Origin of the sequence: Alkaliphilus peptidifermentans DSM 18978 (assembly GCF_900101495.1) — a bacterium.
GTDB lineage: Bacteria > Bacillota > Clostridia > Peptostreptococcales > Natronincolaceae > Alkaliphilus_C > Alkaliphilus_C peptidifermentans.
This window is the reverse complement of the sequence record NZ_FMUS01000006.1, coordinates 62381-76372: the sequence shown is the minus strand read 5'-3', so window position 1 is coordinate 76372 and position 13992 is coordinate 62381. Positions and strand designations below refer to the sequence as shown.

The 13992-nt window shown below is 33.5% G+C and carries 8 protein-coding genes; 4 read left to right on the top strand and 4 right to left on the bottom strand.

The genetic code is table 11. The features are described from left to right. Nucleotides 1–156: 156 nt before the first annotated feature. A complete protein-coding gene (locus tag BLP68_RS06175) occupies nt 157–1371 on the top strand; it encodes an efflux RND transporter periplasmic adaptor subunit (protein ID WP_091541288.1) in 1215 nt (404 codons plus the stop codon). A 2-nt stretch (nt 1372–1373) separates the two neighbouring features. Further along, on the top strand, nt 1374–4496 hold the full coding sequence (locus BLP68_RS06170) for an efflux RND transporter permease subunit (protein ID WP_091541286.1): 3123 nt from the start codon (nt 1374–1376) through the stop codon (nt 4494–4496). Nucleotides 4497–4566: 70 nt separating this feature from the next. Here BLP68_RS06170 and BLP68_RS06165 read toward each other — a convergent pair whose 3' ends face one another. The 4 genes from BLP68_RS06165 to BLP68_RS06150 form a co-directional block, all read right to left on the bottom strand. Beyond that, nucleotides 4567–5247 carry a glycosyltransferase family 2 protein gene (locus BLP68_RS06165; protein WP_091541283.1) on the bottom strand — a complete coding sequence of 227 codons (681 nt, stop codon included), beginning with the start codon at nt 5245–5247 and terminating at the stop codon, nt 4567–4569. A 33-nt stretch (nt 5248–5280) separates the two neighbouring features. Continuing rightward, the gene (locus BLP68_RS06160; protein WP_091541281.1) at nt 5281–6489 is read right to left on the bottom strand and encodes a glycosyltransferase family 2 protein; all 1209 of its coding nucleotides are present in this window, start codon (nt 6487–6489) and stop codon (nt 5281–5283) included. 262 nt (nt 6490–6751) lie between these two features. After that, complete coding sequence (locus BLP68_RS06155; protein ID WP_091541460.1) at nt 6752–8938, bottom strand: DNA gyrase/topoisomerase IV subunit A; 2187 nt, start codon at nt 8936–8938, stop codon at nt 6752–6754. 56 nt (nt 8939–8994) lie between these two features. Next, complete coding sequence (locus BLP68_RS06150) at nt 8995–10974, bottom strand: toprim domain-containing protein (protein WP_091541279.1); 1980 nt, start codon at nt 10972–10974, stop codon at nt 8995–8997. Between the two features lie 273 nt (nt 10975–11247). On the opposite strand from BLP68_RS06150, the gene BLP68_RS06145 reads away from it, so the two are divergent. Together BLP68_RS06145 and BLP68_RS06140 are read left to right on the top strand one after the other, a co-directional pair. After that, nucleotides 11248–12813, top strand: coding sequence for a spore germination protein (locus BLP68_RS06145; RefSeq protein ID WP_091541276.1), 1566 nt, complete (start codon nt 11248–11250; stop codon nt 12811–12813). A gap of 5 nt (nt 12814–12818) precedes the next feature. Beyond that, nucleotides 12819–13988: a Ger(x)C family spore germination protein gene (locus tag BLP68_RS06140; protein WP_091541274.1), complete on the top strand. Its 1170-nt coding sequence runs from the start codon at nt 12819–12821 to the stop codon at nt 13986–13988. Nucleotides 13989–13992: the final 4 nt, after the last annotated feature.

Below are 13992 nucleotides of genomic sequence, written 5' to 3'. Positions count from 1 at the left end.
TTTTTTATTTTAGAATTATTTAAGATTCTATTTAGATGTAATTCATATTTAATAGTTATAATCGATTTAAAGCATGTAACATATCTTAAATATTTGATAGTAGACTGCTGTCTATTGTGAATATTCACACTAAATTAAAATGCAGGAGGAAAAAAAATGAAAAAAAGAGCTAGTTATATACTTTTATTGACCCTACTAGTTATTTCAACATTTGTAGTTGGATGCAGCAAAGATGTAGATGATCAATCAGCTACTAGCGACCAGCACTATATTCCAGTGGAGGTTGAAAGGGTTAATGAGGAAACTATAGCAAATAAGGTCAATCTTAATGGAAAGATTTATGCAGATAATGAACTAATGATTATGCCTCAAATGCCTGGTACAGTAACAAGTGTTAATGTTAAGCTGGGTGATTTTGTCCATAAGGATGAAGTTCTATTTGTAATGGATCAAAAAGATATAAATAGAAGTATTGAGCAATCAAAGCACGGAGTTGATTTAGCATTAAGGGGTGTTGATCAAGCAGAAAATGGAATGAGATCAGCCAAAATCCAATACGAATCTACTAAAGAACGTTACGAGGCTGCTCTTTCAGACCTAGAGCGCACAAGGACCCTTTATGAAGCAGGGGCTGTATCTAAGACACAGCTTGAACAAGCAGAAATGGCTGCATCTAGCAAGACCATAGAAGCAGCCGAAGCACAGGTTAGGCAATCTGAAATTGGATATCAGCAGGCTTTAAATCAACTAAGTCAAGCTGAAAGTGGCTATGCACAGGTTAAAAGTAATCTTGATAATACATTGGTCAAAGCCCCAATTAGTGGTGTAGTATCCAGCTTAAATGTTGTAGAAGGTCATTTAGCTACTAATGCACAGACTGCAGCAACTGTTGTTGATTTAGACAATATTTATTTACGAGTTGACATAGCTGAAAATTTAGTTAATAAGCTCTTTAAAGGTCAAGAAGTTGTTATTTCTATAGCCTCAGCCCTTGATGAAACTATAACTGGTGTTATTGATTATATTAGTCCTACTGCTGATCCTAGAACACAGCTTTATTCTGTAAAAGTGTATATTCCAAATACTAATAATAAAGTTAAGCCTGGAATGAGTGGTATAATCCAAATAGATTTAGAAAGCAGACAGGATGTGTTGACGGTTAGAAGTGGTGCCATTCTAGACAAAGAAGGTGAAAAAATCATTTACCTTGTAAAGGATGACTATGCTGTTGAACAGAAGGTTACTATTGGTTTAGACACCGGCTTGTATGTTGAAATTACAGAGGGGTTACAAGAAGGAGCCACCGTTATTACTAAAGGTCAGCATTATGTTGCAGATGGTCAACGGGTGAAAGTAGTAAGGGGTGAGTAATTATGAATTTATCTAATTTAGCCGTAAGAAGACCTGTAACTATTGTAATGATAATGCTTATTATAGTTTTATTGGGAACAATTTCCTTAACAAGATTACCAATTGACCTATATCCTGCTTTAGAAATACCTGTTGCAATTGTTAGTACTTCTTATTCAGGAGTAGGCCCCAATGAAATAGAAAACCTTGTAACTAGGCCTATTGAAGGTGCTATAGCAACTGTTAGTAATATTGATAGTATTACCTCTATCACATCTCAGGGAAGCTCAATAGTTATAGCTCAATTTAATTATGGTACAGATATGGATTTTGCCTCTTTAGATATGAGGGAAAGGATTGACCTTATAAAGGGCATGTTGCCTGAAGGAGCAATGGATCCTATGGTTTTAACTATAGATCCAAATGCCTTTCCAATTATGCAGATATCATTAACTAATGAAGGTGATGACCTAAACTCTTTACAGATACTAGCTGAGGATTCAATAAAGCCTCGACTAGAAAGAATTGAAGGTGTGGCATCTGTAGATGTTACTGGTGGGTATACAAATGAAGTGGAAATTAAAGCAAATCAACAGATTTTAGATATATATGGCATTACTTTGACACAATTAGCTCAATTAATAGGTGCCTCCAATATGAATTTACCAGGTGGAACACTTACCAATGGAGAAAAGGAGCTTAATATTAGAACAATGGGAGAATTCTCAACCATTGATGAAATTAAGGAAATTCCAATAGCATTACCCACTGGGGGTATTGTGCTATTAAAGGATATAGCAGAAGTCGAACTTGCCCACAAGGACATACAAACTATATCCCGAACCAATGGACAAGAAAGTATAAATATAACAATTCAAAAGCAATCTGATACTAATACAGTTCAGGTAGCTTCATTGATTCATAATGAGCTACAAAAACTTCAAAATGAATTTTCAGAGGTAAATATTACAATTGTTTCCGATGAGTCTACCTATATAACCGGCGCCATTAACAATGTTCTTCAAAACGTTATAATGGGTGGAATATTCGCTATAATGATACTTTATCTGTTTTTAAGAAATATTAGATCAACATTGATTATTGGAACATCTATCCCTATTGCCGTAATTGGAACCTTTGCTCTTTTATATTTTGGTAATATTACCTTGAACCTCATGACACTGGGAGGGCTTGCCCTCGGTGTAGGGATGCTGGTGGATAATGCCATAGTTGTATTAGAGAATATTTATAGATTTAGAGTGGAAGGCTACTCCCGAAAGGAAGCTGCAAGTGCTGGTGCTTCTGAGGTGGCGATGGCCGTTACTGCCTCCACCCTTACTACAATTGCAGTATTTTTACCAATTGTATTTGTGGATGGTATGATTTCCAGTCTCTTTACAGAGCTTGCCCTGGCAGTAACTTTTTCACTGGTTGCATCGTTGGTGGTTTCATTGACATTAATTCCTATGCTGGCTTCTAAGATATTGAAGGTTGATAATATGGATGTAAAAGAAAGAAAAGGAATTAGAAAAGGCTTTAAGCATATATATGATTTATTCGATAAAGCCTTTAATGGAATGGAAAACCGTTATAAAAAGCTGTTATCATGGAGTCTAGGTCACAGAAAAATTACAATGGTTGTAGCCATTTTGATATTCTTAGGAAGCTTATCATCGATTTTTCTAATTGGTGTAGAGTTATTCCCAGCCTCAGATGAAGGATTAGTCAATATTAGTGTTACCTTACCTGTAGGAGCCGAACTGCACGAGGTAAATAATGTGCTTCTAGAGATTGAAGAAAGCATCTCATCCGTTGAAGAAATTGATACTGTATTTTCCTCCATCGGAGGAGGAGGTCAAATGTCTCTAGGTGGGTCTAGTGGAAATAGAGGCAGTATAACTGTTACCCTTACCAATATCAAACATAGAAATAGAAATTCAAAGGAAATAGCAGATGAAATTAGAGAATTAGTTAAGGATATTCCTGGTGCAGAAATAAATGTCACAGAAGCTGCCACCGCTATGGGTATGATGGGCGGTGATCCTATAAGTATTAGTCTACGGGGTGATGACTTAGAGATTCTACAGAACATTTCTGAAGACTTTAAAAGAATGATTGAGTCTGTACCAGATACAAGAGAAATAACCACCAGCTTTAGTGAAGGAATCCCTGAGGTTCAGGTTCATATTAATAAATATAGCGCGGCTACCTATGGCTTAACAACCGCCCAGATAGCCAATAGCATTAGAAATACAACATCAGGTATAACTGCTACAAGATATAAGTATGATGGTAATGAAATAGATGTAGTAATTAAAGGTGATGATAGTGTAACAGATAGCTTATCTAATCTTCAGCAAATGAAAATACCAACTGCTACTGGAGGAACAGTCCCATTAAATCAAGTTGCCAATGTGTCAATTGAAAGAGGTCCTGTCCAAATCAACAGAGAAAATCAACAAAGAGTTGTAACCATTAGTGGACAAATAGGTAACAGAGATCTAAGAAGTGTTACCCAAGATATTGAAGAGGTGTTGAAAGGCTATGATTTACCCCAAGGCTATACCTATAATATTGGGGGGCAAAACAAAGAAATGAATGATGCTTTTGCAGACTTGCTATTGGCCCTAGTACTGGCAGTCATATTAATATATATGGTTATGGCAGCACAGTTTGAGTCATTGCTGCACCCCCTTGTAATTATGCTATCAGTTCCAGTTGCATTGGCTGGTGCATTACTAGGCTTATTGGTAACAGGTACAGCTTTAGGTATAACAGCATTGATTGGAATAATTATGCTATCGGGTATAGTTGTTAATAATGCTATTGTACTGGTGGACTATATTAATACCTTAAGAAATGCTGGTAAAGATAGACATGATGCGATAATTACAGCCGGGCCAGTTAGGTTAAGACCTATATTAATGACCACTCTAACTACAGTGTTGGGTTTACTTCCGTTGGCCATTGGTATAGGTGAAGGAGCAGAAATTCAAGCTCCGATGGGTATAGTAGTTATTGCTGGGCTATTGTTGTCAACAATATTAACATTAGTATTGATACCAACAGTATATACCTTAGTGGATGACTTATCAGTTGCGATTAAAAGAAAAATTAAAGGTAAAAAAGAGATAGTCGAAATGTAAATTGTTATATTTATAGATTAACTCCCCTAAATTGTATATTTTGGGGAGTTAATTATATATTCGATACCTATTATTTTACTACTTTAGCTCCATAGTCTCCAGTATAGTTAATTACCGCACCCTCATCTATGAAAAAACTATTATCCTGCTTCCATGTGTGTAATTCTTTATTTTTCCTTATTGTAGTAAAATTGTATCTGTCACCTGAGTAAACCTTATACCCTTGCTCTTGAGCATCTACAAGAAAAAAATAGTCTTCTCCTCTATTTGCTTTTTGAAACTTCACCTTATGCCATAGGTCCCTTCTAAATACTAATGTAGCTCCAGCCACATGATCCACATAGTCATTTTCAATAGAATTCATTAGAATTAGTTTCTCTTCCTCTTGTAAATAGACAAAATACGCATTTTTACCAACTATGTCAATATCCTTACCTTTATTAAGAATTTCTATAGAGTCACGTAGATAATTTGGTCCATAAAAATCGTCATCATCAAACTTTGCAATTATATCATATTTGGATTTTTCAATGCCAAAATTCAAGCAATCTCCTAAGGTCGCCCCCTCTTCTATTCTATATACAGATATATCATCATATTTTTTTGATCTTTCAACCCACTTATCATAATTCATCTTATCTTTATTTAGAACTATAATTAATTGTTTGTTTTTACCTACTTGACTATTATAATTTTGAAATACATTATCCATACATTCATCTCTAATTGTACAGGTTATTACTGAAATCAAGTAAATCTCTCCCTTTATTTAGTTTAACAATACTTATACTAGCTTTTCCTCGAATAATTTAACTAACTGTTTAAATTCGCCCATCCTTTTCATTGCTTTAATATCAGATAATAGCTTCTCTTTTTCTTGCTTACTTATCCCTGAAGCTTCAATTAGGAATTTATGGCGTATATCATACTTCAATAATATAGCTGTTGTTTTTAATATTTTTGAAAAGCTCTCCTGAAAGCTTGTAAATTCATTGGAATATTTATTCTTTAGATGTTTATATTCCCCTAGAATACTATTCATTGTCTTTAAATCAACTATTCTTGCTAATTCTAGGCTTAGTATCAATACATCTATACTAGGATGCTTTTCTGTAAACAGATAATAGTTGTTAACTGCATTATTCCATTTATTTTCTGGAATTGGATGTTCTTGATGATAACCAGCAACACTTTCATCTGCAACAAATTCTGCTCCATTTAAATATAATCTATATCCAAGCTCCCAGTCCTCATAGCCATATCCTTCAAAATCTATATCAAACCCACCCAACTTTAAAATAAGATCCTTTTTTATAGAAACATTACCAGTCAAAAATGCCATCCATGGAAAGTTGAAGTCCTTTCCATAAAGCTCTAGTAATTCCTTAGTAAAGTATGAGTCTTCAGTTATTAATATTTTATATTTGCGCTGCAATATTTCTTTTCTATTAAACAGTACAAAATTTTTATTTTCCTTCTCTTGACTTATTTCAAGATTCTTAATGAAATTATTTAATCTAATATATAACTCTTTATCGTTTTTAAATAATATCTTCATTAAAGAAAATTGTTTCATATCAAATTCAGGGAAAATACAAGTGTAGACACTCTTTAAATGAAGGGCTCCAGTTAATACTAGATTGTTTTTTTCTTTATGCTTTAAATAATGATTCATTACGAAATCTTCTTCAACTATCATCTCTGCGTCTAGAAAAATAATTATCTTTCCTCTAGCTAAATTAATACCAATATTCCTTGCTTTCCCCCTACCAAAATTTTTTGTGCATTTTACATATGAAAAATGATATGGGGGTTTATATTTTGATATAATTTTATATGTGTCGTCTACTGATGCATCGTCAATGAAGATAACCTCCATTTTTTTAAAATCAAAGGTTTGATTTTCAAATGAATAGAGGGTTATTAAGTTTAATGGATATCTATTAAATGAAGGTATAATAACACTTACTTCTATATTGGGGTCTGTAAACATCTAATCACGTCTCCTATACTGATTTTAATCTTTACTTCCAGTACATTATATTAGTTAACGGTAATTATGTTCATAGACAAGTTTAATTTTTTCAACAATATCCAGACTGTTCAAAATTCTTCACATTCATGGCGCAAGAAAACTCAGCGACTGCAACGTATACGTAATACGTAAGGGTGCTGGGTTTTTGCAGCAACAAAGAAGGTGGAGGATTTTCAACAGTATGAAGCCAGCTATAAAATAGCTGGCTTCATATTTTTAGTTAAATAAAGCTTAGATTTTCTAATGGTTTTTCTAAATAATCGTCCTTTTTTAAAAATGTACCTATTGCAGGTATATTGCCTCTATAATAATCAAAGTCTGCAAAAAATACTTCCTCCAGCTCTTTAATTGATGCCAATGCACTGCCCTTTTTAGCCTTCAACACTTGAACTCCAATAGAGCTTCTTGTAGTTTTTACACTAACTTGACTGGTTTTGAATATCAATACTTTATTAATACTACTAATTGCTACTAGTTCCTTATCTTCTTTAATATGCTCAATGTGTACCAATTCAGCTTCATCAGAATATGCATTTGCCAATTGCTTCCTATTTGTTTTTGTTTGATAGCTTTCCATAGTTATTTTAGCACATTTACCATTTCTATATATAAATAACATATGTCCACTATAGTTATCAGTAGCGGTCATATAAATTATTTTTTCATCATCTGCTAATGAAAGTAAATTATTTAAATAATCCCCTAAACTACTTGTCTTTTTATCTTCTAATTCATAGCACTTTATTTTATATACTACATGCTTGTTGGAAAAAAGTAGTATATCAGACTTATTAGTCCCCTCAATCTCTTGACATATAAAATCATTATCCTTAAGCTTGTGTCCATTACTACTACTTCTTAAGGATGCTATGGATATTTTCTTTAGATAGTTTTCATTAGTTAAAAACAGCTTAACATTATAATCTTCAATTAATAGTTCTTCAGTAATTACTTCAATTTGTTGTTCTTCAATAACTTCTGTTTTTCTAGGATTACCATATTTTTCAGCTACTTCCTCAAGCTCTTTAATAATCACATTATTAATTTTGTCTTCACTTTTTAAAGTAGCCTCTAAGCCTTTTATCTCCTTTTCCAACGCCTTAATATCCTTAGTTTTGTTAAGTATATACTCTTGATTAAAATTCCTAAGTTTAATATCAGCTATAAATTCAGCTTGAACCTCATCTATCTCAAAGCCCTTCATTAAATTTGGTACAACCTCTTTATCATTTTTTGTTTCCTTAACAATTTGAACAGCTTTATCAATATCTAATAGAATTTTCTCGAGACCCTTTAATAGGTGGAGCCTCTGGTTTTTTTGATTAATATCATATGCAAGCTGCCTTTTAATGCAATCTATTCTAAAGCTTGTCCACTCCTTGATAATCTCTTTTACACCCAAAACCCTTGGATACCCATTAATTAATATATTAAAATTACAGCTAAATGCATCTTGAAGGGTTGTCAGCTTATATAATCTATTCATCAGCTGCTCTGGATCAACATTTCTTTTTAAATCTATCGTTATCTTTAAACCATCTTTATCGGTTTCATCTCGTATATCACTAATATCTTTTATTTTACCAGCCTTAACAAGCTCAATTATTTTTTCAATAATAGCTTCTGTAGTGGTTGTATAAGGAACCTCATAGATTTCTATACAGTTGATTTTTTTATCATATCTATATTTTCCCCTTAAATAAAAGCTACCCTTCCCAGTTTTATATATTGAACTGAGCTCTGCCTTATTTAAAATAAGCTGTCCACCGGAAGAAAAATCTGGAGCTTTCAGGTATTGTGTTACATCTACTTCTGAATTCTTAAGAAATTCAATGGTTGCTTGACATACTTCCTTTAAATTAAAGCTACATATTGAGCTTGCCATTCCTACCGCGATACCCATATTAGGATTAACTAGTATATTAGGAAATGTTGTAGGTAAAAGCTTAGGCTCTTGCATTGTATTATCATAATTAGGCGCAAAATCCACAGTGTTTTTATTAATGTCCTTAAAAAACTCTTCACATATGCTCTCCAGCTTTGCTTCAGTATATCTCGGTGCTGCATAGGCCATTTCCTTCGAATAGTTTTTACCGAAGTTTCCTTTACTATCTATTAATGGATGTAATAATGCTTCATTTCCTCTGGTGAGTCGCACCATTGTTTCATAAATAGCACCATCTCCATGGGGGTTTAGTTTCATGGTTTGACCAACAATATTTGCTGATTTTGTACGAGTACCCTTTAACAATCCCATTTTAAACATTGTGAATAATAGCTTACGATGGGATGGTTTTAATCCATCAATTTCGGGTAATGCCCTTGATATAATTACGCTCATTGAATAGGGCATATAATTTTTTTCTAAGGTTTCTATTACATTTAGATGGGTTAAATTAGACTGCATTTCCATTACCCCCTCCTTCTTTATTAAAAATTTGCCAGATTCAGTTAGTTGAGGTCTTATATAACATCTGATTCCTCAATGTACTTGTATCCATGCTCTGAAATAAATTCTTTTCTTCCCATTAGATTGTCTCCAAGGAACAATTCAAAGGCTTCCTTTGTTGCCTGAGCCTCGGCTGGGGTTACCTTAATTAACCTTCTTGACTCTGGATTCATAGTGGTTTGCCACATCATCTCGGGCTCATTTTCTCCTAATCCCTTAGATCTTTGTATTTTATAGTTTGCTTTTAGTTTTTTTAAAATTTTATTTTTCTCTCCATCAGAATATGCGAAATAAACATTATCCTTACTATCAGCAATTTCATACAATGGTGACTCAGCAATATATACATATCCTTTTTCGATTAGTGTAGGTGTTAATACATATAGCATTGTTAATATAAGTGTTCTAATCTGAAATCCATCCACATCTGCATCTGTACATATTATAATTTTATTCCAGTTAAGTTTCTCTATATCGAAAAAACTCAAATCATTGTGTTTATTTTTAATTTCTACTCCACAGCCCAATACCTTTAATATATCTACAATTATATCGTTTTTAAATATCTTCTCATAATCAGATTTTAGACAGTTTAATATCTTTCCACGGACAGGAATAATAGCTTGAAAGTCTGCGTCTCTACCCATTTTTGTTGAACCTAAAGCAGAATCACCTTCTACAATAAATAACTCTCTTCTAGATATATCCTTAGTTCTACAGTCCACAAACTTCTTTACCTTATTGGAAAAGTTGTCAATGCCTTTACTTAGCTTTTTCTTTACATCTATTCGAGTTAGCTCAGCCTTTTCTCTACTCCTCTTATTAATTAATACTTGATCTATTATTTTTTCCAGGTCAGCCTTATTTTCAATAAAATATACCTCCAGCTTTTCCTTTAAAAAGGTTGTCATTGCTTCCTGTATAAACTTATTAGTAATTGCCTTTTTTGTTTGATTTTCGTAGCTTGTTATAGTTGAATAGGTATTTGTGACTAAAATTAAGCTGTCCTTAATATCGGTAAAGGTAACTCTTTTTTCGTTTTTAGTGTATTTATTCTTGTCCTTAATAAAGCTATGTATTTGAGATGAAAAGGCACTATCTACAGCCTTATCGGGTGAGCCTCCATGCTCAAGAAAGGATGAATTGTGATAATATTCAAGCAGCGTATTCTCATTGTTAAATGCAAATGCTACTTCAATTTTTAGCTTATATAATTCTTTATCTTCTCTGTCCCGACCCTTGGTTTCAAATTCAAAATACTGGCATTCAGTAAATCCAATTTCTCCATTTATCTCTTTAACATAGTCAACAATACCATTTTCATATAGATACTCAAAGGTTTCCTCAGTTTCTTCATCATATAATTTAAATGTAATACCTTTGTTTACTATTGCCTGTCTCTTAAGGGTTTCTTTAAAAAAGCTTAATGGAATATTAATGTCATTAAATACATCCAAATCAGGCTTCCACTTTATTATGGAGCCTGTGTGGGTATAATTGAATTCCTGCTTTTTTAAACCACCAATATTTTCTCCCTTTTCAAAGTGGAGCTGGTACTTATGGCCATCTCTGTATACTTCTACATCCATGTATTCAGCTGCAAATTGCGTGGCAGCAGTACCTAATCCATTAAGACCTATACTGTACTGATAATTACTTCCTGAGTTATTATTATACTTTCCTCCACCATAAAGAATTGTAAAAACGATCTCCCAGTTATATTTTTGCTCCTTTGTATTATACTCTAAAGGAATACCTCTACCTCTATCCCTTACTTCTATTGATTTATCCTTGTAGCGCACAACTTCAATTAAATCTCCATAGCCTTCCTGAGCTTCGTCCCTAGCATTTGCAACTATCTCCACAAGAGTATGTCGGCATCCTTCTACTCCATCGCTACCAAAAATAACACCTGGTCTAAGTCTCACCTTATCCTTTTCTTCTAATGTTGATAAACTATCATTATCATAAGTATGTTGAGTTTTCAAAGTCATCTATGCCCCTCTTTTCTTTTGTAAATACCATTTATAATAATACCATAAAAGCTAGTATATTATCGACATCTTTTATTGGTATTAGACATTGAAGTGTTTTTTCCTTCCGAAGTTTTAAATTGAGTAGCTAATATAATTAAATTGAGTATAGTACACTACTTTAAAAGGGATTTTAATTACATTTTTTGAAAATATTTGTAAATCTTTTCAATTAACTAATATTCTTGTAATTTTAGGGGAAATTAATATAACTAGAAATTGAGGAGTGAAATAATGCTTCGACGAATTATGGGTTTACTTCAATATTTCAAATACAAGCCAAAGAGGCATATACATTCCGACACATCTGTTTTACAGTATGGTGATGCTATTCCCACTACATTAAAGGAACTAATCTCAAAACTTAAGCTTATTATGAACAATGATGGCGATTTAGTAATCAGATCCTTTAAGCTAAGTGCTATAAATTGTAGTGAAGGCATCCTTGTTTATATTAATGGCTTGACGGATAAAAAGTCAATAGAGCTAAATGTTCTAAAACCATTAATGGCAGAAGCACAGGAAAACAAAATGAAATACTTAAAGAACAATAGAAAAGTAATTGATATAATAATTAACGAAATTATTCAATCCCTAAATTGTTCAACAGAAAATTCCTTAGATAAAATAATTGAAAAGCTCCTTGGGGGAAGCACCATTCTATTTTTACAGGATGAAAAAACCGCAATTATTATAGATGCTAAGAAGTGGGATACTCGAGGTGTGAATGAGCCAGATACTGAATCAGTAGTCAGAGGCCCTAGAGAAGGCTTTAATGAGGATTTGATAACCAATATAACCTTAATCAGGAGAAAGGTAAAATCAGCAAAGCTTAAGTTCGAAGAAACAAAGCTTGGAAGGTTTTCTAAGACAAGAATTGTAATTTGCTACTTCGAAGGTATAGCAGATAAATATATAATTAATGAGTTGAAGGGACGATTAGAAAGGATTGAGATAGATGCTATTTTGGAATCTGGCTACATTGAACAATTCATAGAGGATCATCCATTATCTCCCTTTCCAACCGTCAGCAACTCAGAAAAACCAGATGTTGTAGTGGGTAAACTACTTGAAGGAAGGGTAGCTGTATTATGTGATGGAACACCCTTTGTCTTGTTAGTACCAAGGGTGTTTATAGAAAACCTACAGGTAAGTGAAGATTATTATACAAGGCCATTATATGCAACTATATTAAGAATACTTCGTTTATTGGCATTATTTATCACCACAACCCTTCCTGCCCTATATGTTGCTGTTCAAACATTCCATCATGAGATTATTCCCTTTCGACTCTTTATAGCTATAACTGCTGTACGGGAGGGAATACCTATGCCAACTTTTTTCGAGGCACTAATGATGGTTATTATTTTTGAATTAATTAAAGAAGCAGGTCTAAGAATGCCCAAACCAGTGGGGCAGGCAGTAAGTATAGTTGGAGCTATTGTTTTAGGACAAGCAACTGTAGAAGCAGGTATAGCTAGCCCGTTAATGGTTATTGTAATTGCTTTAACAGCCATTACAGGCTTTATTGTACCTCCCCTAGATGGGACTGTTTTCTTTTTAAGGATTTGCTTATTAATTGCAGGTAGTATACTGGGCTTCTATGGAATAATATTTGCTCTGGTTGTTATCTTTATACATATGTGCAATATGAAGTCCTTCGGAGTTGAATTCTTATCACCATTGGCTCCAATATCAGATGGCCTAAAGGATACCTATATACGACCACCATTGTGGAGTTTACTGTTTGATAATACTAAATTTAGAGCCCTTGAAGATCACAACCCTACGGAGGAATAGTATAAATGTGGGATAATATGAAAAAAATCACCATATTACTAATGATATTAATCTGTATTCTAACCTTAACAGGCTGTTGGAATTTACGGGAAATAAGTGAGATGGGTGTTGCTGTTGCCATTGGTGTCGACCTTGTTGAGGATGAACTGATGGAGCTTACTGTTCAGGTTTTAATACCTAGACGCTTGGCTCAAGAGGGCTATGAGGGCAATGCTGTTGTTACCTATTCAACTACAGGCAGAACAACCTTTGAGCTATTTAGAAAAATCACTACCATTTCCAGTCGCAAAATATATATCGGCCATATTCAACTGGTGGTTTTAGGGGAGGAATTTGCAAAAAAAGGGATATTAGATACCATCGATTTTTTTGAGCGGGATCATGAGTTTAGAAGACAGGCACATATACTGCTAACAAAGGGAGTTAGTGCTAAGGCTATTTTAGAAACCGGGAGTGTTATAGAGTTAATACCAGCAGAGCATATCACTAAGGCTATTGATAATGCTATTCACACTGGAACAACTAAAAAAATTACATTAATTGAACTGTTTAAAGATTTAAATAGTAAAGGTAACCAAGTTTTGCTCCCAACAGTATTTGTTAGACACGAAGGAATACCAGATGTAGCTAAGGATTTAAGGATCGCAGGGACTGGGGTTTTTGATAAGGATATGCTTATAGGATTTTTAGATGAATTCGAAACCCGTGGTTATTTATGGGTAGCAGGTGATTTGCACGGGGGAATATTGGTTATACCAAGCCCTAAGGACCCACTTGAGTTTATTTCTCTAGAGCTTATGAAGGTTAATAGTAAGATGAGTGTTAGTTTGGTTGATAATAAACCAATACTACAGATTAAAATAAAGGCAGATAGTAACCTTGGTGAGCAGCAAAAATCCATCGATTTAACTACTCCTGAAATGATTAAATACGTTGAAGAAGAAAGTAAAAAGCTTATTAAAGAAGAAATTCTTAAAGCTTTATATAAAGGTCAAAGAGTACATAGCTTAGACTTTTTTGGATTCGGAGAAATTGTTGCAAAGGAGCACCCAAAGTATTGGAAGGAAGTAGAAGATGATTGGGATACTGTTTTTTCTAACGCTGAAATTAATATAGATATAGAGTCAAACATAAGAAGAACTGGACAAATTTTACAGCCATCAACCCCTGAATAGGAGT